General features: G+C 69.8%; 23 protein-coding genes and 1 pseudogene. 9 read left to right on the top strand and 15 right to left on the bottom strand.

The window, feature by feature from the left end; translation table 11 throughout:
* The first annotated feature begins 114 nt into the window (after nt 1–114).
* On the top strand, nt 115–588 hold the full coding sequence (locus tag ACFYE1_RS16245; RefSeq protein ID WP_387745185.1) for a DUF4383 domain-containing protein: 474 nt from the start codon (nt 115–117) through the stop codon (nt 586–588).
* 529 nt (nt 589–1117) lie between these two features.
* On the opposite strand, the pseudogene ACFYE1_RS16240 reads toward ACFYE1_RS16245, so the two are convergent.
* The 8 genes and pseudogenes from ACFYE1_RS16240 to ACFYE1_RS16205 all read right to left on the bottom strand — a co-directional run.
* Nucleotides 1118–1357: pseudogene (locus ACFYE1_RS16240) on the bottom strand (FRG domain-containing protein); the annotation flags it as partial.
* Between the two features lie 125 nt (nt 1358–1482).
* Entirely contained in the window at nt 1483–2598 is a 1116-nt protein-coding gene (locus ACFYE1_RS16235; RefSeq protein ID WP_387745182.1) for a glycosyltransferase, read from the bottom strand.
* A 147-nt stretch (nt 2599–2745) separates the two neighbouring features.
* Nucleotides 2746–3462 carry a hemerythrin domain-containing protein gene (locus ACFYE1_RS16230; RefSeq protein ID WP_387745179.1) on the bottom strand — a complete coding sequence of 239 codons (717 nt, stop codon included), beginning with the start codon at nt 3460–3462 and terminating at the stop codon, nt 2746–2748.
* A 230-nt stretch (nt 3463–3692) separates the two neighbouring features.
* Nucleotides 3693–3938: a hypothetical protein gene (locus ACFYE1_RS16225; protein ID WP_387745176.1), complete on the bottom strand. Its 246-nt coding sequence runs from the start codon at nt 3936–3938 to the stop codon at nt 3693–3695.
* 48 nt (nt 3939–3986) lie between these two features.
* Nucleotides 3987–4706: a GAF and ANTAR domain-containing protein gene (locus ACFYE1_RS16220; protein ID WP_387745173.1), complete on the bottom strand. Its 720-nt coding sequence runs from the start codon at nt 4704–4706 to the stop codon at nt 3987–3989.
* A gap of 299 nt (nt 4707–5005) precedes the next feature.
* A complete protein-coding gene (locus ACFYE1_RS16215; protein WP_387745170.1) occupies nt 5006–5584 on the bottom strand; it encodes a thymidylate kinase in 579 nt (192 codons plus the stop codon).
* Between the two features lie 640 nt (nt 5585–6224).
* Nucleotides 6225–7361 carry an AI-2E family transporter gene (locus tag ACFYE1_RS16210; protein ID WP_387745167.1) on the bottom strand — a complete coding sequence of 379 codons (1137 nt, stop codon included), beginning with the start codon at nt 7359–7361 and terminating at the stop codon, nt 6225–6227.
* A gap of 395 nt (nt 7362–7756) precedes the next feature.
* Nucleotides 7757–7951 carry a ferredoxin gene (locus tag ACFYE1_RS16205; protein ID WP_387745164.1) on the bottom strand — a complete coding sequence of 65 codons (195 nt, stop codon included), beginning with the start codon at nt 7949–7951 and terminating at the stop codon, nt 7757–7759.
* 222 nt (nt 7952–8173) lie between these two features.
* Between ACFYE1_RS16205 and ACFYE1_RS16200 the strand changes: the two genes are divergently transcribed.
* Nucleotides 8174–9364 carry a cytochrome P450 gene (locus tag ACFYE1_RS16200; RefSeq protein WP_387745161.1) on the top strand — a complete coding sequence of 397 codons (1191 nt, stop codon included), beginning with the start codon at nt 8174–8176 and terminating at the stop codon, nt 9362–9364.
* Nucleotides 9365–9489: 125 nt separating this feature from the next.
* Here the strand turns inward: ACFYE1_RS16200 and ACFYE1_RS16195 are convergent, their stop codons facing one another.
* Entirely contained in the window at nt 9490–10680 is a 1191-nt protein-coding gene (locus ACFYE1_RS16195; RefSeq protein WP_387745158.1) for a heparan-alpha-glucosaminide N-acetyltransferase domain-containing protein, read from the bottom strand.
* Nucleotides 10681–11371: 691 nt separating this feature from the next.
* Entirely contained in the window at nt 11372–12268 is an 897-nt protein-coding gene (locus ACFYE1_RS16190; protein WP_387745155.1) for a DoxX family protein, read from the bottom strand.
* Between the two features lie 91 nt (nt 12269–12359).
* On the opposite strand from ACFYE1_RS16190, the gene ACFYE1_RS16185 reads away from it, so the two are divergent.
* Nucleotides 12360–12941 (top strand): TetR/AcrR family transcriptional regulator, encoded by a 582-nt coding sequence (locus ACFYE1_RS16185; protein WP_387745152.1) that lies wholly within the window; start codon nt 12360–12362, stop codon nt 12939–12941.
* 204 nt (nt 12942–13145) lie between these two features.
* Here the strand turns inward: ACFYE1_RS16185 and ACFYE1_RS16180 are convergent, their stop codons facing one another.
* Nucleotides 13146–14309, bottom strand: a complete 1164-nt coding sequence (locus ACFYE1_RS16180; protein ID WP_387745149.1) for an alpha/beta fold hydrolase — start codon at nt 14307–14309, stop codon at nt 13146–13148.
* 286 nt (nt 14310–14595) lie between these two features.
* Between ACFYE1_RS16180 and srmL the strand changes: the two genes are divergently transcribed.
* A complete protein-coding gene (gene srmL, locus ACFYE1_RS16175) occupies nt 14596–15714 on the top strand; it encodes a PheS-related mystery ligase SrmL (protein ID WP_387745146.1) in 1119 nt (372 codons plus the stop codon).
* A 34-nt stretch (nt 15715–15748) separates the two neighbouring features.
* Here the strand turns inward: srmL and ACFYE1_RS16170 are convergent, their stop codons facing one another.
* Entirely contained in the window at nt 15749–15874 is a 126-nt protein-coding gene (locus ACFYE1_RS16170; protein WP_387745143.1) for a hypothetical protein, read from the bottom strand.
* A 275-nt stretch (nt 15875–16149) separates the two neighbouring features.
* On the opposite strand from ACFYE1_RS16170, the gene ACFYE1_RS16165 reads away from it, so the two are divergent.
* Nucleotides 16150–16563, top strand: a complete 414-nt coding sequence (locus ACFYE1_RS16165) for a hypothetical protein (RefSeq protein ID WP_387745140.1) — start codon at nt 16150–16152, stop codon at nt 16561–16563.
* Nucleotides 16564–18064: 1501 nt separating this feature from the next.
* On the opposite strand, the gene ACFYE1_RS16160 is transcribed toward ACFYE1_RS16165, so the two are convergent.
* Entirely contained in the window at nt 18065–18409 is a 345-nt protein-coding gene (locus ACFYE1_RS16160) for a hypothetical protein (protein ID WP_387745137.1), read from the bottom strand.
* A 283-nt stretch (nt 18410–18692) separates the two neighbouring features.
* Between ACFYE1_RS16160 and ACFYE1_RS16155 the strand changes: the two genes are divergently transcribed.
* Together ACFYE1_RS16155 and ACFYE1_RS16150 are read left to right on the top strand one after the other, a co-directional pair.
* Nucleotides 18693–18896, top strand: a complete 204-nt coding sequence (locus ACFYE1_RS16155) for a hypothetical protein (RefSeq protein WP_387745134.1) — start codon at nt 18693–18695, stop codon at nt 18894–18896.
* Nucleotides 18897–18978: 82 nt separating this feature from the next.
* Nucleotides 18979–19248, top strand: coding sequence for a hypothetical protein (locus ACFYE1_RS16150; RefSeq protein WP_387745131.1), 270 nt, complete (start codon nt 18979–18981; stop codon nt 19246–19248).
* Between the two features lie 31 nt (nt 19249–19279).
* On the opposite strand, the gene ACFYE1_RS16145 is transcribed toward ACFYE1_RS16150, so the two are convergent.
* Nucleotides 19280–19459, bottom strand: a complete 180-nt coding sequence (locus ACFYE1_RS16145; RefSeq protein ID WP_387745128.1) for a hypothetical protein — start codon at nt 19457–19459, stop codon at nt 19280–19282.
* A 253-nt stretch (nt 19460–19712) separates the two neighbouring features.
* Between ACFYE1_RS16145 and ACFYE1_RS16140 the strand changes: the two genes are divergently transcribed.
* On the top strand, nt 19713–21056 hold the full coding sequence (locus ACFYE1_RS16140; RefSeq protein WP_387745125.1) for a hypothetical protein: 1344 nt from the start codon (nt 19713–19715) through the stop codon (nt 21054–21056).
* A 788-nt stretch (nt 21057–21844) separates the two neighbouring features.
* Here the strand turns inward: ACFYE1_RS16140 and ACFYE1_RS16135 are convergent.
* Nucleotides 21845–22234, bottom strand: coding sequence for a hypothetical protein (locus tag ACFYE1_RS16135; RefSeq protein WP_387745122.1), 390 nt, complete (start codon nt 22232–22234; stop codon nt 21845–21847).
* Between the two features lie 523 nt (nt 22235–22757).
* Between ACFYE1_RS16135 and ACFYE1_RS16130 the strand changes: the two genes are divergently transcribed.
* The gene (locus ACFYE1_RS16130) at nt 22758–23159 is read left to right on the top strand and encodes a CHAD domain-containing protein (protein ID WP_387745120.1); all 402 of its coding nucleotides are present in this window, start codon (nt 22758–22760) and stop codon (nt 23157–23159) included.
* The last annotated feature ends 203 nt before the right edge of the window (nt 23160–23362 follow it).

The following is a 23362-nucleotide window of genomic DNA, read 5'->3' as shown; positions in this document are numbered from 1 at the left end:
GAGATCCCCAACCGGGTGGAGAAGGCCGCCGGCACCATCCAGGACAAGCTCCACAAGGAATAACCCCACCGGCCCAGCGCGCAGCCCTGGGCCACCCCGAGGAGAGGAGCGATCATGACCACCCCAGCCGCTCGACCCGACGACCGCACGACCCGGCGCTCACCCGTCCAGACCGCGGCCCTGCTCTACGGCGCTGTCTTCCTGCTCGTGGGCGCCGCTGGGTTCATCCCCGGCATCACCACGAACTACGACACGCTGCAGTTCGCCGGCCACCACTCCGAGGCCTTGCTCATGGGCGTTTTCCAGGTCTCCATCCTGCACAACCTCGTCCACCTGCTCTACGGCATCGCCGGGATCGCCCTGGCCCGAACCGTCGCGGGGGCGCGGAACTACCTGCGCTGGGGCGGTGCCGTCTACCTGCTGCTGTGGCTCTACGGCCTCCTCATCGACAAGGAGTCCACCGCCAACTTCGTGCCCCTGAACACCGCCGACGACTGGCTGCACCTGCTCCTGGGCCTGACCATGGTCGGGCTGTCCTTCCTGGATCGGAGGACCCACGACCGGACCGCGGGCAGGGCCCGCACCTGAGATCCGCGGCCGGGCACCCTTCGTGTCCGTGATCCGTGGGAAGCGGCTCCGCCGAGGCGCCCTGCTCCGGACGGGGTCCGTAGTAGCGGCCCAGCCAGCGGCACAGCCCGTCGAGACCGGGAAAGAGAACGCGCTCGGTCATGTTCGCCTGGTCGAGGTGATCGCGGATCCGCCACTTCAGCCCCGGGGGGATGATCACCTTCCGGTAGAGCTCAGGATGCCCGCCGAGCCACGCGTGCAGCGACCCTGTGGCCGCGGACACGGCGGAGAACACCGCCGCCTGGTCCACGATCCGCTCGTCCAGGGACGGAGGCTCGAAGAACAGCGGCACCGGCCGCCCGTGCCGGTCCCGGAACCGGTCGAAGCCCGCCATGCTGTACGCCACCCGCCCCAGCATGCCGATGGTGAACAGCCCTGCCGCGTGCGCGGTGATCTCGTCACGCAGCGGCGCCGGCAACAGTTCGTGCACCGCCGCGCAGTCCACGCACCACACCGCCCCTGGGACGCCGTAGCATCGCGGGTCCGCGGTGGCGAAGTGCAGGGCCACATAGGGGAAGTTCGACCAGTCCAGCAACCAGGTGGGCAGGCCGTGGTGCTGGGCCACGGACAGCCAGTTCCAGTCCGAGTCCCCCGGGGAGGTGTCCTGGGCCGCGTACTTGCGGAAGTTCCGCAGGATGTGCGGCTCGATCTGCTCGCTCGACGCGCCCCGGAGCCGGACGAGGCTGGTGTACAGGTACTGGTCGGCGAGGGCGTGACCACGGTAGACCACGTTGATCCGCAGGTTCCCGCCGGAGGGCTGCCACTCGCTGTGGGTCAGGGCCGCGATCAGCCCGTACAGGTCGTCGTCGTCGATCTCGACGACCGAGCCCGCACCAGCGGCGCCCTCCCCCACGCTCACCACTGGTTCCCCACCCGCCCTGGGCCGGCGTCGACCAGCAGCAGCGACTCCAGGTGCCGGCGACGCAGGCGCCGGCGCAGGGCCGCCCGGGAGTGCCCGGCGGTGCGCAGCCGCGAACCCGCGTAGGACACGCCGCCGCGAGCCCGGACAGCCACGGCCGCCCACACGCACACCGACCGCTCCAGCACCCACAGGGGGGCCCACAGCACAGTGCCGGCAGGAAAGACCTGGGCACCGCCTGCCCGGCGTCGACCGATCTCGGCCACCCCGCACACGGCGACGGCCCCTGCCACCAACCCTCCCGGGCGCCGCACGGCCCAGCACATCAGAGGCAGCAAGGACAGCTCGGCGAGCAGGCGAGGAGGCTGGGCGAAGTCGTCGTAGGCCTGACGGACGCGCTGGCCGACGAAGTGGGACACGGTGGGGGGCACCCGGCCCACGAGCACGTCCAGAGCCACGGTCTCCCGTCCACCGGCCGCGCGCACGGTGCGGACGAGCTCGAGGTTCTCGAACAGGACGTCACCGTCGTAGCCGCCGGCTGCGAGCAGGATCGACCGGCGCACCCCGAGGGTGCCGGGCCAGTCCCCGCCCAGAGCACGGTTGAGCAGGGCGCGCCCGGAGTCCCAGCGGGCCTGCCAGGGCAGTTCCAGGTAGTAGTTCTGCGGCCGGACCACCTCGGCCCGCCCCAGCAGCGCCACGATCTGCTCCAGCGTCCGCCGGGTGTGGCGCACGTCGTCGTCGGCCACCACGACCCGCTCCTCGCGGGACCGGCGCACACCGGTCATCACCCCCGCGACCTTGCCGTTGGCACCCGGCCACGGCTCCGGTCGAACGTGCTCGACCGACTCCGGCAGCGCACGGCGATGAGCCGTGAAGAGAGACTCCGCGGAGCCGTCGACGACCGTCACGGGCAACCACGTGGTGACCTCGGCCAGGTAGTGGACGAGGCCTGCCAGGCCGTCGTCATCGGCCCACTTCAGCGGGAGGACGTACCGGGCACCGGCCAGAGAGCCCGGAACAGGGAGATCCGTGACGGGGCGTCCGGGAGTCGCCTCGACCGAGGTTTCCTCTGGGCGGCCGGCCTCGGCCGTCACGGAGACTGCGTGGTCCACAAGAGCATCCTTCATCGACAGCGACGCACTGCGGGCCGGCTGCTCGACCACCCCTCACCCTAACCACACTCGGCTCCCCCGGGCCAAGCATCCGGGGGAGGAACCCTCATCCGCTCTGCCGGAACGGCTCCCTGGTGCCGTGGGCGATCAGTGGTCCGCTCGGCCGGTGGAAGGATCTTCACCCCGGCGCATCACGGGCAGGTGCTCGACCCTGTGGGCGAGACCGCCCAGACCGGTGCTGACCGAGCGCAGGACGGGCGTGCCGCGTCCGGGGCCGCGGAGGACGGCCCCGTCCACGAGGTCCCGGAGCCGGTCGAGGACCGACAGGGGAACGGCCGCGACCGCGTTGCCGGGTGGGCGCCGGGCCACCACGGGGTGGGCGCGGGTGGGCGCGGTGCGGCGGACCACTTCCCATGCCAGGCCGAGACCTCGGAGCCGGCGGCGGTCCAGGGCCCCCTGCAGCCGTGGGAGCAGGACGTCCTCCTCGTCGCGCACGTCCTCCCGCAGCACCTCGACCAGCCGGGCGAGCAGGGGACCCCGAGCGGGGTCCTCGGCCGCCGTGGCCTCGAGGCGGGTGACGAGCTCGTTGACTTCCTGGTGCTCGCGCTCCACCTGCAGCGTCAGCTCGTGCCCGTCCGGCAGGACCCGGCGCATCACCGGCCACAGCACGGCCTCCTCGGCGAAGGCGTGCGGGAACACCAGGCGGTAGATGCGCAGCAGCACCTGCCCCTGGGCCGCCCCGGTGGTGCCGTCGAGGTCCTCCAGCAGGTCCTCCAGCTTCACGTGGTCCCTCTTCTGCCGCGTCAGCACGCTCAGCCTCCCGCCGAGCTCGTGGACCTTCTGTTCAGCGATGGATCTCATCATGACGACCTTTCGGAGAGTGCCTGTTCGGGCTCTTGTGAAGGGGAACTGCCGTGCTGGTGGGCGACGCGGACAGCGCAGCACCGGCCAGCCCGTGGCGGCATGTCCGGCTGCTGGGCCTCTTCCCGGCATCGTAAGTCTGCTGAGATGAATGTCGTCACCTGCATCCGCTGTCCACGGCCCATCCGGCACCGTTTCCGGGCGGTGGGATGCAGGACCTGCAGAAGGGGTGGTCAGTCTTCGCGGTCGACGTCCTCACGGTGGAGCAGCTCGGAGGCGTAGGGGGCCCGCAGTGGAGGCTGCCGTTTGATGAGTTCGTTGGCGGCGTGGGCCAGCAGATCCCGCTGCAGGGCGGGCAGGTCCAGGCAGTGGTGCAGGTAGGCCTCGACCTCGATCTCCCCGGCGCCGCCTCCGAGAGTGAAGTAGCGGAACCACAGCTGCTTCACCTCGATGCCTGCACGGCAGGTGACGTCGCGCAACAGACGGGCTTGTTCCGCCCCGACACCGTCGTGATCCACCGTCGGACCTCAGCTCTGCGGGTCCGGGTGCCGCTCCAGGATCTGACGGGCGACCTCGGCCATGGGGCGGCCCTGGGCGCGCGCGGCCGTGAGCAGCACGGATTGAGCGTCGTCCGGGTCGGTGGCCCGTTGTTCCATCAGCATCCCGGTGGCCCGATCGATCGCCTGTCGGTCCTCCAGGCCGGCCTGCAGCGCGGCACTGAGCCGCTGCGGGGCGTCGCGGGTCTGAGCCGAACCCAGCAGGGTGGCTGCCGCTGCGGCCAGCAGTCCCAGCTGCTGCTCCTCATGGACGGTGAAGGCATCACCGACGGTGGCGTAGACCTTCATCGCTCCCAGGCACCGATCCTGGAACATCAGCGGGACGCTGATCATCGAACGGATCCCCGACCGGACGGCGGCCGCCGTCCACTCGGGCCAGCGGTCATCGTCCGTGGTGTCGTTGATGCGCTGTGGGGTCTCGGTGGCCCAGGCAGTCAGGCACGGGCCCTCCCGCAGGCCGTACTGGAGCGCGTCGACGGATTCCACGAGACCGTCGGTGGCTCCTGCACTGGTCCTGGTGCCGTTGGCGTCGATCAGTGAGACCCCGGCTCCGGCCGCGGAGGGGATGAGGTCCTTGGCGACCTGGGCCAGCTGGTGCACCGCGGCGGTGGCACGCTCCTGGCTCAGCAGCATGTTCTGGATGCGGGCGAAGACCGTGGTCAGTTCCCTCGCAGAGGATGCGGGTTGCATGGGACCCCCTTGGTTCGACGGGGCGGGCCGAGTCCACTGGGCACCGTGCGCAGTCGCTGCGGCATCGATGGCAGGTCGTCCTTCGCTCGGTGGTTGCCCCTGCCGTCAAGGTTACGCCAGATGACAGAGGATTGGGCGGGCCGCGAGCAATCACGGAACCGGCGCCGTCTCTTCTCGGGTGGACTCCCTCAGCGCGGGCTTCCGAGGACGTGGGTGGCCTGCGCACGTGGTGCTGCGCGGTCCGCACGGAACAGCCGTGCCGACCGGGCAGCACGGACCGGTCCGGAGCTGGAGTTCCATCACAGGCCGGTGAGTCCGGTGAGTCGGGCGAGAACCGCCTCGGGCGCCCCGGTGGCGTCGACGACGGGCCAGCCCCGAGCACCGGCGAACTCCAGATAGACCGCCCGGGCCGCGCGCAGATACTCCAGCGACTCGTGGTCCTGCCCACGGGCGAGAATCCGTGCGTGGGCAGTCTCGGCCGGGGCGTCGAGAACGACCACAACGGCCCCGCGCAGCACGGCGGCCCCCAACCACGGCAGGGTTCGTCCCGGCGCCAGGCCCCGGACCCGGCGCAGCACCAGCTGGCACACCAGGTGGCGATCGATCACCACCAGACCGTCCCGGCGTGTGGTTCGCACCTGGGAGACCAGGACGTTGACGACGCGCACTCCGGTCTCGAACCGGTCCGCCCACCGCGCTGGCAGCTCCAGCCCGCAGCGTGCCGAGACGCGTGCCAGCCAGCGGCGACCGGACCGGTTGCGCAGCACGATCGTCTCCCGCCCCGCCTCCTGCTCGGCCGCCACCAGCGCCGCGGCGGTCGTCGTCTTCCCGGCCCCGTCGATGCCCAACAGCACGACGGTTCGAGCTCGGCGGGCCACCAGGCCCCTGGGCAGCGGCCCTCGACCCGTCGCAACGGCGCGACGCACCCCGATCCCCCTCATCGGACCGTTCCTCGTACGTCGGGACGGGACACTGGTCACGCCTTTCTGGCCGTCAAGGGCTTGCTCTACGAGGGGTGGTACGGAGCCGGGACCACGGTCGAGGATCCCTCGCCCGCGCAGGCGAGAAGGCCGGTGGCTGGCTTGATGCCGGACACTGAGGGGGCTGGGGGCCGGAGGCCCGGGCCGAGCCGAGGTCCACGGTGACCGTGGCATCCGGGAAGAGGGCGCGCGCCCTCTCGCTCATCCGGGTCAGTTCCTGCTGGTCGGCGGCGGTCGGCTCCCCGGTGACGATGAGGGTCACGGTGTTGCCGGTGCGCTCGATGCGGACGAGGACGGAGGAGGTGAAACTCATGACCGGGGCCTTTCATGGCAGGGCCACCCCGGGTGCCGGCTGTTCGACCTCTCCGAGGAGGTGCCACCACGCTAGGTCACGAGGATGTGCGGCCCCTGACTTTTCACCTGGTCGCCGGCCGACCGCTGGGTGGGCCGGCGCCGGGCGTCCCGAGGACCTCCTGGACGCCCGGTGCCCGCCGAGGACCCACCGCGCCGCCACCGGCCCTGCGGCGCGGAGACACCCTCACGGACCGGTGGGTGCGGCCGGACCGGGTGGGTCCGGGAGTGCAGCACCGGGGCGCGCATCCGGGTTCCCGGGATCCGGGAACCAGATCTGGATCAGGGCCCAGCCCACCGCGGTCAGCGGCACGGCCAGCACGGCCCCGACGATGCCGGAGAGAATCCCTCCGGCAGCCAGGGCGAGCAGCACCACCAGCGGGTGCAGGCTCAGGGCACGGCCCAGCACCATCGGCTGGAGCACCCGGCCGTCGAGCTGGTTGATGGCCACCACCACCGCCACGACGACCAGCGCCACGACGGGGCCGTTGGCCACCAGGGCCACCAGTGCCGCGATGCCCCCGATGAGGGCGGCCCCCACGATGGGGATGAAGCCGCCCAGGAAGATCAGCACGGACAGGGGCAGGGCCAGGGGCACCCGCAGCACCAGCAGGGTGGCTCCGATGACCAGCGCCTCCAGCAGGGCCACCACGGCGGTGCCGCGCACGTAGCCGCCCAGCACGTGCAGGGTCGTGGTGCCCGAGGCGAGCAGCCTCTCCAGGGTCTCACCGTGGAAGCGGCGCAGGAAGAACGCCCAGATCCTGGCCCCGTCCTGGAGGAAGAAGTAGAGGATGACGGCCACCAGGACCGCTCCGGTGATCACCTGGGTGGCCGCGGAGATGCCCAGCAGCGCCCCGGCACCGAACCGAGGACTGGCCGTGAGGTCCACGACCGCAGTGAGGGCCTCGTCCAGGGCCTGCTGGCCGACCGGGATCGGCCCCGCCACGATGAACTCCCGCAACCGTTCCAGCCCGCCCACTGCGGAGGCCACCAGCTCCGCCCACTCGCTGCGCACCGCGAAGACCATGCCGGTGACCACCCCGCCCAGGACCACGATCGCGGACAGGAACACGATCCAGGTCGCCGGCGCCCCGGGTACACCCCGCCGGCGCAGGAAGGCGACGAGCGGGTTCAGCGCCGCGGCCAGGATGAGGGCGATCAGCAGCGGGATCACCACCAGCTTCAGCTGGATCAGCCCGTAGACCACCACCGCCCCCGCCGTCAGCAGCACCAGCCCCTGCAGCGCCCGGGTGGTCGCCCGGCCCAGCGCATCTGCCCACAGGTCACGGGTGTGCAAGACGCTGCGATGCCGTGGGCGCGTCATCGGAACCTGCCTCCCCCAGTCCCGCTGCTGACCTAGGTTCAGAATGCGCCCACAGGTCGTGATTGCCAAGACCCGGGGCGGCGCGCGACGGCGGAATCCGACGACGGCGCCAGACCCGCAGCCCCGATCCGGCGACCGCCCGTGCGCCGGCCACCGAGCCGGTGATCCGCTCCCGTTCGATCCCCAGCTCCCCCCGGGCCCGAGCGGCCGTGCCGGTGAGGTCCATCGGGCGCACCGGGGCACGGGTGTCCACGCCTCCCCGACCGTCACCGCGCCGCAGGACCCTGTGTTGCGGGCCGCCGCCGGCGTGGTGGCCATCCGGCTCGTACCAGTTGCCGCCGGGGGCACGGACTTCGTAGGGGCTGATGGCTCTGCCGATGGGGACCTGGCAGCCCTCACGGCTCGAGCAGGATGGCGGCGGCCGGGCATGACAGCGCGGCCCCACGAACCGCGTCGTGGACAGCCTCTGGTGGTGCCGCATCGAGCAGGAGGACGACGCCGTCGTCGTCGCGCTGGTCGAACACCCCGGGCGCCAGGGCGGCGCACTGGCCGGAGCTGCAGCACCTGGTCCGGTCCACGCCGACCCGCATGTCCGTCTCCTCGTCCCGGTCCGGTCCGGGGAAAGGGTTGGCGCCGTGTCGCGGATGGAAGCATCTCCCCCCGCTGAAGAGAACAGCAGCGGCTGGAGTGCTCTTCCCCCCGTCACCCATCATCGCTGGTCATGACGCATCTGGACGGGTTCCCAGCGGCTCTGTAGCGTGGGCCACCACGGAAGAACCTGCTCCGTACGGTTATCAGGACTGAGGTGCACCATGACCTCCACCGAACCCGTCGCCCTGCCACTGACCCGGCAGTGCCCCTACGCCCCACCGCCCGAGCACCTGCAGTTGCGCGATCAGGCGCCCATCTCCCGGGTCGCGCTGCCCTCCGGGATGACGGTGTGGGCCCTGACCCGCCACGAGGACATCCGGGCGATGCTGGCCGACCCGCGGTTCAGCTCCGACCGCAACCATCCCGGGTTCCCGGCCTTCACGCACGAGACGATCCCGGTGTCATTGAGCCTGCTCGGCATGGACCCGCCCGAGCACGGGCCGGCCCGCCGAGCGGTGATGGGGGAGTTCACCCTCAAACGGATCACCGCACTCGGCCCGCGCATTCAGCAGATCGTGGACGAACGCATCGATGCCCTGCTGGCCGGGCCCCGTCCGATCGACCTGGTGCAGGCGCTGTCCCTGCCGGTGCCCTCGCTGGTGACGTGTGAGCTGCTCGGGGTGCCCTACGCCGACCACGACTTCTTCCAGACCCGCTCGGCCACACTGCTCTCCCGCACCGTGTCGATGCAGGAGATCCAGCAGGCACTGCAGGAACTGCTGTCCTACCTCGACCGGCTGATCACCGCGAAGGAGCAGGATCCCACCGACGATCTGCTGGGCCGTCAGATCCGCAAACAGCAACAGCACGGCACCGTGGACCATGAAGCGCTGGTCAGCCTGGCCTTCCTGCTGCTGGTGGCCGGTCATGAGACCACCGCGAACATGATCTCCCTGGGCGCCCTGGCACTGATCGACCATCCCGAAGATCTGGAGGCGATCCGCCAGGACCCCAGCAGGACCCTCGATGCCGTGGAGGAGCTGCTGCGCTACTTCACGATCGCCGAACTCGGGACCTCGCGGGTGGCCCTGGACGACGTGGAGATCGGCGGGATGCTCATCCGCGCCGGAGAAGGAGTCCTCGGCCTGTCCAACACCGCCAACCGCGATCCGGAGGTGTTCACCGATCCGGAGGCCTTCGACATCGACCGCGGCGGACGCCACCACCTCGCCTTCGGCTACGGCCCGCACCAGTGCCTGGGCCAGAACCTCGCCCGCCTGGAGCTGCAGATCGTCCTCGACACCCTGTTCCGGCGCATCCCCGGCATCCGGTGCGCCGTCTCCGTCCAGGAACTGCCCTTCAAGAACGACGCAGACATCTACGGCCTCCACGAGCTCCCCGTCACCTGGTGATCACCGCCCGCCGAGCACGGTCGATGAGCAAGGCTTCCTGACGCCTGGCCGCCTCCACTGCGCTCTGGTCCCGCCCAACGTCTACGTGCCGTGTCAGCGTCGGCCGGTGCTGAGAACCCGGGGTCTCAGGGCGTGCGGTGTCCGGTGAGGACGAGTCCCCGGGTGAGGCCGGCGCTTCGAGCCACGACGCGTTCGAGCGGCCCTTGTCCGAGGGCGCGGTGCCAGGCTGTGGCGAAGCACGCGGCCACGACCACCTGGATGAAGAACCACAGGTAGGGCTGGTCGTAGTGGACCTCGGTGGACAAGGCCAGCAGGTGCGCCGAGTACAAGGTGAGAGTCATGGAGCCCATCGCACTCAGCGGCAGCAGCCAGCTCCCCCAGCGGCGGGCCAGCAGGAGAAATGCCCCGAGCACGGCCGCCCCGGACCCCAGACCCACGGCCAGGGCCAGGGGGGTGTTGGTGTGCGGGCCGGCGATGGTGAGCCACCACCAGGTGGTGGTCGGCAGGACCGGGTCCGGGCCCCACGTGATGATGTCGTCGATCATGTCCTCGGTCAGTGCCGGGGAGTGGGACAGGAGCTGGTCGTAGCCGCCGGCCTGGAGGATCAGCACCCAGTAGGCCAACCAGGCCACCACGGCCAGTACGATGCCCAGGAGCAACAGTTGAGCCTGGACCTGGAGGCCGGCCAGATCCAGCCGTCCGATCGCCAGCCCGGACAGGAGATAGGCCAGGTACGGCAACGCGGGATAGGTGCCGGTCAGCAACAGGTGCACGAGGGTCGCCCCGGGGGCTGCGGCCAGATCCGCGAAGCCGGGGTTGAGCTCCACGGCGGTCGGCAGGGCCGCACGCGCTGCCTGCATGAGCACCGGGGAGGCAATGGCGAAGACTGCCGCCCAGGCGAAGAGGGCTTTCGCGGACAAGCGCAGGAACGGGATCGTCAAGAGGAAGAAGGCCCCGTAGTAGACCAGGATGTTGACCGCCGGGACCTCCTCGGAGGTCGTGCCCGGGATCAGTGGGTTGATGGCCAGACCCAGGGCTGCGATCAGCCCCGCTCGTACCAGGATCCCGAGCCGGGTGGCGGTCATGGCTCGACCGGTGTGCGGGGTGCGCCCGCCGGAGGAGAAGGCGAGACTCACACCGGCCAGCAGCGCGAACAGCGCCGCGGAACGCCCGGCGAAGACGGTCCACTGTGCCGTGGGTTCGAAGGTCTCCGGGTTCCAGGCGGGCAGGATGTGGATGGAGACCATGCCGATCAGAGCGAGGCCGCGGGCCGCGTCGATCCCCACCAGCCGCTGCTTGCCAGGGGTGGTGGGCACGGTGCCCGCCCCGTTGTCGGAGGCTCCCGCACGGGCCCTCCCCAATGGCGCGGCCCCTGCACGGGCGGCGGACGCCGGACGACGGTGGAATTCGTTCATAACAGGTGCGGGCTCCCCGGATGATGTGCCGGTGAGCCCCCTGCCCACCGATCCAGGCCGATGGGCTCAGGACACACACCACTCGACCAAGCATTGATGTGCCCGCATTATCAGCAGCCTGTATTGACGCTGTGAATCGCGTCCTGACCAGGACGAATCGTGCAGAAGGGCTGGCGCAAGCGTGTGCTCCGTCGCCGTGGCCGCGAGCAACGGCCGAGGATGACCGCCCTTGCCCCGGCGCGGCGTCGGTCTTGGACGATGCCCCGCAGCAGCCGGCGGTTGACCGGGCCGGCCCATGGGTCGCCTCGTCCAGGATCAGCCGTTCGGGGCGTTCATGCTCGTCACCTCGAGCTGCTGACCCCCTGTCCACCCCATCGCCAGGGTCGCCGGTGTCTGCCGGCTCTTGACGGGCTGCAGGCAGAGCGCAGGGCGTCCCAGCCGATCTGTCACCCCACGGGGAGGTCCGGGGGCGGCCTCGACGCGTGAGGCGCCCACGGGAGAACCCCTTCCGCAGCACCACGGTTCGTCGATTGAACGGGAGCACCTGCCGGAGGGTCTCCGGCAGGCGCTCCGATGCGACCGATGGGGCACGCTACCGGCTGGAGGAAGTGCGGGTCGTGGCGCTGAGCATTCCTCGGATCTCCGGCCACGTCGTAGGCGCCTGCGCCGCTGGGAGCGAGCGGAAGGTCGACTCCTGCACGTGCGGGCGGTAGGTGCGCGTGACGTGGGCGTGGAGCTCAGAGCGGATGTAGCGGCGCATCGCGTCCTCGTCCGTCCACCGGGACCAGGTCCAGAAGGTGGCGGTCAGTGGCTGGGCGGCGAGATCGATCCAGACGGCCCCGGGCGCCTGTCGCAGTGCCCACCGCAGTCGGAGCGAGGCGAGGAGGAAGCCCGGCACATGCCCGGCTGAGCGCAGCTGGAGCCGGGAGACGAGCACGATGCCGGCATTGGGGCCCTCGGGCATCGCCGCGGCGGGTCCGTACACCCGGGGCAGGACGGTGATGAGCTTCCCGAACCAGTCGCTGAGCACCGCGCGTCGCCAGTGGGTGATCACCACGGTGATGGCGGATGCGACGTAGAGCACTTGCATGGCGGCGCGCGGCAGCAGGGCGGTGGCCGGTTCCCCGGACAGCGTCAGGCCGGCCGTGGCGGCGTAGACGTTCGCGGGGAACATCGCCACCATCAGCAGCGCCAGCCCACCGGCTGCCCATGCGGCCGTGCGCGGCAGCAACAGCCCGACGGCACCGGCGAGCTCGAGCACCCCGGTGACCGTGACGAGCAGCTCGGGATCGGGCAGTACCGGCGGCACCATCGCGACGAGGTCCTCGCGCAGACCCACGAAGTGCGACACCCCGGTGACGAGGAACATCACGGAGAGACCTCCGCGGAGTGCGAGGGGTAGCGCTGCCCGCAGGCGGCGGCGCCCGAGCAGTGCGGCGACGCCCAGCGTTGCCAGGGTCGCGGCGAGGAAGACGAGCAGGACTGACATGGTGCCCTCCTTGGCGTTTGATCTTGTCACTGACAAAACTGCGCCTTCGGGTAGAACTTGTCAACGCCTAGATGTGCGGTATGGTGCTCGTGTGACCCCCCGCGCCTACCACCACGGCAACCTGCACCGAGCGGTACTGGATGCAGCTGCGCAGGCCGTGCTCGACGTGGGGCCCTCCCAGGTCAGCCTCCGGGACCTTGCTCGCCGAGCGGGAGTCTCGCACGCGGCCCCTGCCTATCATTTCGGCAGCAAAGCCGGGCTCTTGACGACACTGGCGGCCGAAGGGTTCCAGATGCTCGCGGAGCACCTCACCGAGGTGCTCGAACGCACCGGCAGCTTTCTCGAGGTCGGCGTCGCCTACGTGCACTTCGCGGTCGAGCACCGAGCGCACACCCAGGTGATGTTCCGCCCGGATCTCTATGAGGCCTCCCGTGCTGACGTCGTCGAGGCGCGCGCCGCCGCCGCCGAGGCGCTCAGCCAAGGCATCTCGACGTTGCCACCCGAAGTGGTGGGACCGGATCCGAAGGTCGCCGCACTCGCCGCCTGGTCCCTCGTGCACGGCTTCGCAGACCTCTGGCTCGGCGGAGCGTTCGTGGAGGGGGACGGTGGCGACCTCACCGAATCGGCCCACGCGGTGGCTCGGTTCCTCTTCGACAAAGGCACGGCTGAGTAGCCGGAGGAGAGTTCCCACACGGCCTCGCCGGGTCCCGGGTTCCGGGTGCCCGTGCCGATGTGCTTGCCATGGCACCGTGCCGGCTCGCCAGGACCCATCGAGGGATTGCCCGACGTTCGCGGACGCCAGCTCTCGAATCACGTGTACATCGACACGGCGGGAGGCCTTGAGTTCGGTTCGGTTCTGCTGTGGAGAGGGATCGGACTATTGCTTTGAGGCACTCGGGGCCGTGTCTGCAGCCTGCAACCATGAGGTGAGAACCTCGCAGGCGAGCTCGAGGTTTCCCATCTGGCAGTGCTGGTCGGCCTGCTCAGCTCGGGTGAACATGCGCGTCGTGACGCTCCGGGCGGCCGTGAGCGCTCGAGCCTGCGCGTGGGTCAGTGCCGGCGGTTGGAAGGCGTCGTGTTCGCCGCACATCAGCAGCACGTCCTGGTGCACCCGTCCGCTGCCCAGGTGCTCGGCGTTCATGCCCAGGAACCACTCGGCCACGTCAGCCGGATCGTCGCTGTCGAGCATGTACAGGACCTGATCCACTACAACGCGCAGGGTCGGTGACAGCCTGGCACGGTTGCGGACACTCCAGCGCATGAAGCGCCGGTGCCGCACCATCGTACGGGTCGGGCTGCGCAGCACGGGCGGGACCCTGTACAGCCAGTCGTACACCGGCGGCCAGGCCACGACACGTTGGATGCGAGGCTCGCGTCCTGCCGCGCGCAACGCCCAGTACCCACCCATCGAGATGCCGACCAGGGCGGCCCGCTCGAGGCGGAAGTGGTCCAACACCGCCCCGACCGGTTTTTCCCAGTCGTGGTCGAAGGTGAGCCCGTTCAACGTGCGTGCCCCACCTTGACCGGGGCCCTCGAAGGCGATCACGTGGAAACCAGCGGCAGCGACACGCTGGCAGATGGGGAAGAACTCTTCGATCAGGGAGTCGAAGCCGCCGTGCAGCAACACCGTGTCGCCGATCGGTGTCCCGGCCGCCGGAAGCGAATAGGCCGGCAGTGCCGCGCCGGCATAGGGGATCTCGTGACGGACGAGGGCAGCATCTGCGAACGCGGTGCCAAAGAGCTTCAGACAGCGGCGGTAACGATCCGTCTTCTCCGCCGACCGTGGCGGCGTGAAGAATTCCGCGATCCGCGCATAACCCGTGGCGTGCCGAGACCGAGCCTCGGCGGCCGCCCTGCTCGACAGGGCCTCGAACACGGTGACACAGTCATCCATCGACCGTATGTGTGCCGCGGCGTCGACCAGCTCAAGGCGGTCGGCAAAGCCCAGCGCATGTGCCCGGTTGAGTTGGTAGTTGACGAAGTCCCGTCGATGGAACCGTTCGAAGCCCACGGGCAGAGTCACAACCTCAGGATCGCCCACATCGCCAGCGTACTCCTGGAGTGGCGGGCGCAGAATGCAGCCCCCGCATCTCAGGACCGACCGGCGCGATTCGCGACTGCGTCGGGCATGCCGTGCTGGTGCTGGTGCTGGTGCTGGTGCTGGTTCTAGCCTTGACCGCATGGAGCATGTTCAGCGATTTCTGCACCCCCGGCCGTTCAGTGGCCCCGGGGTGGTGGGCGTGCATCTCTGAGCCGCCCCGTCTCCGCAGGCACGGCCGGGGGAACTCCCGTTTCCATCACCGGCCCAGCGACCACAGGAGACTCCCATGTCGGCACTCTCGTACCTCAGCCCCGACCAGCTCGTCCGCGCGCTCGCCCTGCGTGACCTCAGCGACCCGGCACAAGGCGCGCATTCGATGCAGCTTCTGCTGCAGGATCTTGTCACCGCGCTGCAGCACCTGTGGAGCAGCTCCGTCCGCCAGGTGCGCAATCCGCCTCTCGTTGCTGTCCATGACAACTACGACCGTCTGGGCTACGAGCCGGACGACGTCACCCGAGCGCAGAGGTACACGCGCTACGTCTCCCCGACCGTGCTGCTCCGCACCCATACCAGCGCGGAGCTGCCCACGGCCCTGCAGGACTACCGCGGCCGGTCCGACATCGATGAACTGCTCGTCGTCCCAGGCCTCGTCCACCGGCGCGACGTCGTCGATCGCACGCACGTGGGTGAACCGCACCAGGTCGATCTGTGGCGCATCCGGTCCACGCCGCACACGACCGATGAGGACATGCTCGACATGATCACCACTCTCGTGGAAGCGGTTCTGCCAGGGACACCATGGCAGATCTCCGACGTCGAGCACCCCTACACTGTCGGCGGACGACAGGTGGACGTGAACGTGGACGGCGAGTGGCTCGAGCTCGCCGAATGCGGGCGCATCCACCCCGATGTGCTGCGCCGCTCAGGACTCGCCCCCGAGAAGTGGTCTGGACTGGCCCTCGGCATGGGACTGGAACGGGCCCTGATGGTGCGAAAGTCGATCCCGGACATCCGGTACCTGCGCTCCTCGGCGCCGCGCATCGCAGCCCAGATGCTCGACCTGGAGCCATGGCGGCACGTCTCGTTGCTCCCCGGCACGCGAAGGGACATCTCCGTCGTGCTCAACGACAGCGAAGACGGCGAGACCGTTGGTGACCGAGTCCGGACAGCCCTAGGAGAGGACGCGGACCTCATTGAAGCCGTCGACGTCCTCTCGTTGACGCGATATGAGGAGCTTCCCGCCGGAGCTCGTGACCGCCTCGGCATCGACGCCGGCCAGAGCAACGCGCTGATCCGGATCCACATCCGCCCGCTCGTGCGAACGATCACTTCCGCGGAGGCCAATGGCCTCCGCAACAAGGTCTACCTCGCCCTCCATGAAGGGCCCCATGCCGAACTGATCTGAAGGCCGGCGGGTCCTGCACAGATGAGCGTGGCGATCAGGGCACGGCCATGGCCGCGGCGGCCGTGAGCAAGGTCCACGGCACCCTGCTCCGCAGCACCGTGGTGGCGCGCGGAGGCGGCCACGGGGACGGGCGCCCCGGGTACTCCTGCGTGAGGCGCATCACCCGCTGTCCATCCGGTGGTCACCGGGAGGTCACCGAAGCATCCCAGACTGGGTCCGTGCCGGCACGACGCCAGTGCCGAGACAGGACCCACCGGGCGGAGCCCGCCTGCGCCCGTCGTCGTTCTGGTGGCGCTGTCACGGGGGAACCGGATCTCGGCGGATGGCCGCAAGGAGTGGGCACGCCACGACCATGTCGCACCGGCAGCTCCGCGCGGTGGAGCTGCCGTGGTGGGAGGAACGAGCAGCTGATGGGCGGCCAGCACGGGGGATGCCATGACCGAGCAGGAGATCGACCTCGACGACCCGCAGGTGCTGCACCGGGCCGCCCGGCACCTCGCCGGCCGCTACGCCGGGGTCTTCTTCCCCGCACTGGTCGAGCGCTGTCTGGCCCAGGTCCACGCGGCCCGGGCGGCCACGGCGAGGAGTCAGCCCGTTCTGGCGCCCATCGCCGTGCACGCCGCCGGGAACCGCCCGGCGGCCCTGGCCCGGGTCATCACCCTGGGGCTGCACGGTGCCCTGCTCGTGAGCCCCGGCGCGATGGTTCAGGACTGGCCGCCAGGGCTGTTCCTGGACGAGGTCCACGACCCATCGGTGGTGGCCGACCTCGACCATCGCCTCCAGGATCTGTGGGCGGAGATCATGACCTCGGCCGCCGCAACCCCGCCCCGTCAAGGTCCGAGGTCCTGAGATGGTTCCGGCCCTGCGCACCGGAGTCCGCCTGTTCGTGTTCACGACCCCGGCCGCAGTGGCGGTCCTGGCGGTGGTCACCGACACCCCGGCGGTCATGATGCTGATCGCGGCCCCCGGCGCCGTGGTGGGCGGCGTGCTGTACCAGGAGCACCGGAAGGCCACCGACCAGCCCACGACTGCCGGCCCGGTTCCGGGGCCACCCGGTCGACCCGAAACCCGGCAGACGGTGATCTCCGGCCCCGAGACGCCCCGAGGGATGGCTGGAAGAGACACGGTCTTCAGAGGGCGACGGCGACAGTTGGGTGACATGCGTCACCTTTTGTCCATCCAGTGCTCACCTGGAAGTCATCGCGGCGTCGCACACTGGGACTGTGCCGGCACGATGCCAGTACCAGGACAGGGCCCACCGTACAGAGTCCACCCGAGCCCGCTGTGGTCCTGGAACGGCTGTCACGGGGGACCGGATTGTGGCGGATCGCCGCAAGGTGCTGGCACACCACGACCATGTCGCACCGACAGCTCCACGCCGTGGGGTTGTCGTGCTGCCTGGGCCGGGAAGCTGGTGGGGTGACCGGCACAGGGGACGCCATGACCGAGCAGGAGATCGACCTGCAGGACACAAGGGTGCTGCACCGGGCCGGCGAGCATCTGGCCGACCCCTCCCGGAGACGGCCTGAGCGAGCCCACCGACCTCCCGTCCGGGTGGCGGAGGCCGGGGTGGACGGCGTGAGCAACCCCACCGCCGAAGCCCGTGTCCAGCCCCTGGAACGGTCAGGACGGGCCGGCTGCGAGCTCCCAGATCGGAATCATGGCGCTGGATCTGGAACTCATCGCACTCAGCACAGCCCTCCTGCCGGCAGCGGCCCTGTGACCGGCCCTGACCAAGGCCGCCTGCCGCCGGCAGCTGACCACGGCCGACGGACGGATCCGGACCCCGGACCCGACGCCGCTGGGCTGCTTCGCGCCCGTACCCTGGCCACGGCCCCGATGGTGGCCGCCCGCTTCCTCTGAGTTCCTCCACCGACCACCAGCGGCTGGACATCAGGCAGAACGCCGGATGATCCGCCCCTTCGCGGATCCCGCAACCGGAAGAGCACCGCGGGTCCGAGGCGGAATGGACATGTGCTGATCGGGATCGTCGGGGCGGGGCCCTGGTGATGGGGGCGGGATGGCTCGCAGCCCAAGGGGTTCGGCGGTCGTCGGCAACCCGCCGGCAACGCTGGGCGCTGCAGTGCCTGGACGGGCTTGCTGGTTGGCCAGCAACGCCACTACAGGGCGATCCGCGCCCACGTGGCCGCCCACCGGGAGACCGGGGCGCCGGGCCACGACGAGCTGGCGTGGGCGCTGGACCAGGTGGAGCAGATCCTCCAACGGCGCCGCCGGCAAGAACGCGCACCGGCCAGAACCCCGTTCATTCCCCGGGCCCAGAGGGTCGCCGTGGGCGTGCTCGCGGACGCGGGAGCCGGGATGCTGGTCCACTCCGCCCTCTCGTCGGTGGTCAAGGGCGGACCCCGGCCTTGCCCCAGGAGCAGGGCCCCAGGAGCTGGTCGCTCGGTCCGAGATCCTCCAGCTCCTCGGCCGAGAGCAGAGCCCCGGGATTGTGCCCATCGCTTTCGCAGCGCACCGGCATCACCATCGTGGACTCCGCCAAGGCGTAGGGGACGCCGAGGATCACCTCGCCTTCTCGAAGGCGCAGCCCGGGCCGGTCGGCGTGCATCCGATAGCGCGACAACCGGGTCGTAGGCCGTGCAGTGCCGAGGTCGGCGGCGTCCGCGCCGGGACGGTGGATGCCGGCGTCGGGGCCATCAAGAGCGGGGACGGGGGCCTGAGGGGAAGCGGTCATGGCGGGGATCTCCTGGAATCGAGTGCACCGAGAGACCAGGTGGACCTCGGTGCCGGATGGGGCTCGACATCGTTGTCCACCTCCAGGATAAGGACGCCGGTCAGCATGCGGATACCAGAAGCCCCGTGATGTGCGCCATGGAGAGGCCCGCTCGGGGCCGAAGCCCCCGAGATCCCGGTGGACTCCCCACCGTGTCCACCACCCGTCCACCCAATGCTCACCCGGTGGTCATGATGCTGGTCCACGCTGGGAGCTCATCGCGACCTTGAAGGGGTTGGGCAGCTTGACCGACACCGTATCGTTCATCGACGACCTCACCGCTGTGCACGTCGGTAACCGGCTGGAGGCCTGGTCCGGTGGGGCACTGCTCCATCTCGGGATCGTGGAGGAGAAGCTGCCCGAGCTGGGCGTGCTGTGGATCCGTGAAGTCGGCACCGGCCAGCGCAAGATGCTCGACGTCATCAGCTACGACCTGCGCCTGCACTGAACCCCACCCGCACCACAGGGGCTCACACCGGGACGTTCCGCCATGCAGAGATCGATTCCGGTGGCCTCACAAGGACACAGCCATGAGCACACCCACCACCGTGACCCACCACGGGACCGACTCGTTCCGGCCCCCGGGCCCAGACCGCTCGCTGCGCTCCTGCCTGGGCCCGGACGAAGCATTCCCGGCTGAGCTGGGTGCCCTGAGCATGGCCGAGCTGCAGGTGCTGCACTCCCGGATCTGCCGCCAGCTCGACCGTGAGTACCTCACCGCACCCGACGGACCCCACCCCTGCACCACTGACCGGCTCCAGGACGTCCTCGGCGAACTCGACGCCCGCGACCACGCCTGAGCCCACCGGTCCACTCCGGCCGTCCCGCCCGTCACGGACGGCCCTTGGCATGTTCGGCCGCGACGACGCGCTGCCGCGACGGCGCGGCCCGAAGTGGAACAGGGTCAAGCACATCGGCCGGCTTCCTCGGATTGCCGTCGGAGCACAGCGCCTCCGCTTCGGTTGGCTCTTGGGGTGAGTCGTTCTCAGGCTGCTCGGTGACCGTGATCACTGCTCTCGGACTCCGCTGGGGTGAGGCCGGAACAACGCAAGGCTCCGGGCCGCGGAGCCGCGCCACGAGGTGGATCCCGGCGGGCGCAAGAATCACTGGCTACGGACGCCTCTGACCGTCGCCGGACTCGCACTCCGGTCCCACCACCGGCATCAGGAGGCACTTAACCTTGCATTCCGATCTTCACATCTTCTTGCGTTCGGATCATGCTCGAAGGAGCACCGTTCGCGCGCGCCTTCGTGGGGAGATCGGCATGCCGGAGCACAAGATGGAAAGGCACTACCCGAAAGTGGCGGAACTCCGTCCGCGAACTGAAGGGGACCTCCCCGAAGAAGGGCAACGACACCTTTATCTTGCGCGCACCGTCATGGCGGAGGCTGCGGAAGCAGAGGTTGCCAGAAGGGTGCCCGAGAATCCGCGGCTGGTGTCCAGCACTCACGGGGATATCGGCAGGATGCTGTTGGCCGTCCCCTCCTATGCCGTCACGGACGTCGATGGCCGCCCGAATCCGCTGGCAGCTGCTTATCGTGACTTGCTGGCCAAGCTCGGCTCAGAAGTCGACATGGAGGTGATCACGCACGAATCTGTGGAGTCCGAGGTGCGCGGCTGGTTCGACGGTGGCCGGCAAGGGGGCGTTCACGTCATGACCGTGGCCGATCATCTGCACTTCTCGGTGTGGGCGGAGGACGGGTACGCGATCGTGCAGGACGGCGGCGCGGGAGCCCCTGCTTTCGTTGAGCCCTTCTCTTTCCCCCGTTATGCGGACGCACTCATCGCGGACATCGTCAGCAATCACACCGATATGGGTCATACCCAGGCTCCCCTCTATTTCCAGGGGGGAAACCTGCTCATCGGCGACGACTTCTTCCTCATCGGTGCCGACTACCCCGCGAATTCACTGAGCTACGTGTATCAGGCGATCATTCCAGCTCCTGGGGAAAGCCCTCCTGCGACCGTTCGACGTTTGTACTCGGAGTACCTGGACACGTCTCGGGTGCTGCACTACGTGGGGAGCACTGTTCCCGTTCCGGCTCAGGCGATCCGACCGATCGTGGTCGACGGAACGGAATGGCGCGAGATCGTCCACTTCGGCAACCAGGCCGGAACGGTCCAGCCCCTTTTTCACATCGACATGTTCATCACCCTGGCGGGCAGGGGCGCCGATGGCCGATACCGGTTGCTCGTGGGAGACCCCCGGACGGCGGCGCAGATCCTGGACGTGCCCCTCTGGCCCGGTGCCATGCAGGAAGTGTTCGACAACATCGCGCTCCACCTGGAAGCCGTGGGCTTCGACGTCCACAGGAACCCTCTTCCGCTCACCCATGTGGACGACGCAGCGGACAGGTTGCGCACCTGGTATTTCGCAACGGCCAACAACGCCCTGACGCAGATCGGGAGCGACGGGACGAAGCGCGTGTGGTTGCCCACCTATGGGCACGGCGCATGGGACCAGTTGGCCAGGACGGACGAGGCGAACCGGGAAGTCTGGCAGTCCCTCGGCTTTGAGGTAACAATGCTCGGCGACTTTCACCCGTTCGCCGAGAACCTCGGCGCGGTGCACTGCATCAAGAAGTACCTGGACAGAACCGCCGGCTGACACCGGTAACGGCACGTGCACCAGGCTTTTCCCAGCGGCACGCCGGCGACCGACCGATCGTGCAGCAGCGTGAGGGCCACCGTGGCGGCACCGGCAGAGCATCGGTGCGCGTCAACGGCGGCAGCCCATCAAACAGCTCGGTGCCGACTTCGAGGTGAGTCCTGCCGCCGCACGTGCTGGTGGGCAGCAGGCTTCTGCTCCTTCCCCGGGGGCTCTTCCTCAGCGCAGCAGTGCACCGCTTCGGCAACATCTGGCCCGCGGTGTTCGCTCAAGCGCTGCCGAAGTCGGCTCTGAATCTCGTGCAGGACCCCGACGGGCTCGTTGCCGGCTCCTTCTGCGCGTCCGCCGCACTCAGCGCCGCAGCACTGGCCGCGGCCGCCGCTCTGCTCCCACGGCGGACCGCGCAGACGGCACCCACGCCCTCGGCCACCAGCACTGTTCGAGGACCCCCGTCGGGCCACGGCGGATCCATCGGGGAGCTCGCCATCGACACGCACCAGTACGTCAATCCTGGGCTGCCCGCAGGTGAACCGCTACTGCGCGACCCCTGCGTCTCCGTGCAGCCCCTACAGCATCCACAACGAGCCCACCGCCGACGGCGGGTGCCTCCAGTGGGCGAGCCTCGAGGCCGACACCGTGGACCCTGTCCCTGGCGAGTACATGCGAGGCTGCACCAGATGATCGGGGAGATCGGCTGATCGGTGAGATCGGCGAGGACTCCTGCGCCGAGAAAGGCCCCAGGACTCGATGGGCGTCCGGACCAGCCCCCACTGGCTCAGCGCCACCGCTCAAAGACCCGTGGCGGCCGCGGCCACCAGCGCCACGAACCCCAGCCCGCCGAGCACGACCGGCACCACGGGCGGGGCCACGCTTGGGGCGGTGCGCCCGAGGTCGGCCAGATCATCCAGCCGCCGTTTCTCCAGGACGCCGTCGATCTGGGCGAAGGCCCATGCCATGTCCGCCAGCTTCTGCTCGGTCCACACCGGCCGCTCGGCGCACCGGGTATAGACCCGCTCGTAGCTCATCTGCAGCTCGGACCGCAGGCTGGAGTGGTAGGCCTGGATCCAGCGCAACCGCACCGTTGTCCGCCACCGGCGCACCCACCCGATCATCCACCAGACCACCGCTGCAGCCACCGCGATCACCCCGGCCGCGCCCACCATCGACGTCGCAGACATGGCCCCACTCCCCGTTCGTGACATCTCGTGCACAGGAAGCGTAGCGACTGCGCATCCACCGCACCGGGGCGGTCCTCGGAACACCTTCCCGGGTGTGACCTGCGGCGACACTCGCCCCAGGGCCATCTTCCTCCCTTGGTGCGGACTTGTGAATCGCGTCACGTCCGGCGCGTGTGATCGCCCCCTTTCTTGGGACCGGGGCTGACCGGTCCTGTGGCCCGGATCCAGGAGCACACCATGAGCGCCGTCGCCCACCATGCGGTCGAACGCAAGTACGAGCCTCCGGGCGGGGCCAGGCCCGGGTGGACTGGAGCGCGCCGGCGAGATGCACGGTGACCGATGTTGCGGCGGAGCACCGGATGGAGGCGGTGCACTACGACTCCGCCGACATGGCCCTGGACCGGCACCAGGTGGGGCCCCGCCGGCGCCGGGGCGGCCCCGTTGACGGGTGGCGCCTGGAACTGCCGGACAAGGGGGCTCTACGAGCCCGGTTCCCGCTGTTGCAGGAGACGCCGGAGCGGCGGTGCTGCACACAGTGCTGGCGCAACTGGCCGAACAACTGGTGCTGTGGGACCTCGAGGTCCACCTCGACGCGCCCGGTGCGGTGCACCGGATGCGGGTGACCTCCCGTTCGACGCGCAGCCCGTTCCAGGCCGCCGTCCCCTTCCTCGAAGGCAAGACTGCTCGGGAGCTGGATGCTCGGTTGCGGGGGCTGCCCCGGACGCTGTCCGGGGCCCGGAACGCCGAAGTGATCCCCGAGCTGCTGCCCTCCCGGGTCGATGCCCTGGGCGGGCAGGTGGACCCGACGGCCGCCTTCCCCTGGGCTCGTGACGGGCCCGCAGACAGGTGCGACGGGTGGCCTCGAACCCCGGATGGGCGGTGGTGGGTCCCTGGGCATCGGGCGGAGTCCTCCGGTTCCTCATGATCTCGACCCCCCTCCCGTGGGCCTGGCCGTCGACGCTCGGCCACCGTGCACACGAAGGGAGACGGTGTTCATCCGGCCGCTGCCGTGATCTTCTACACTGACGGCCCAGATATTTCGGGTGAACCCAGTAGAGAGGAGCAGCAATGTCCGAGGCCAAGAGGTTGTGGGTGCCCGAGGACCAGTGGTCGGGGCGGGAGAACCTG

Source organism: Kocuria nitroreducens, from assembly GCF_042879195.1.
Classification (GTDB): Bacteria; Actinomycetota; Actinomycetes; order Actinomycetales; family Micrococcaceae; genus Kocuria; species Kocuria nitroreducens.
Note: the sequence above shows the minus strand (reverse complement) of the source record. Positions and strands in the feature narration are given on the sequence as shown.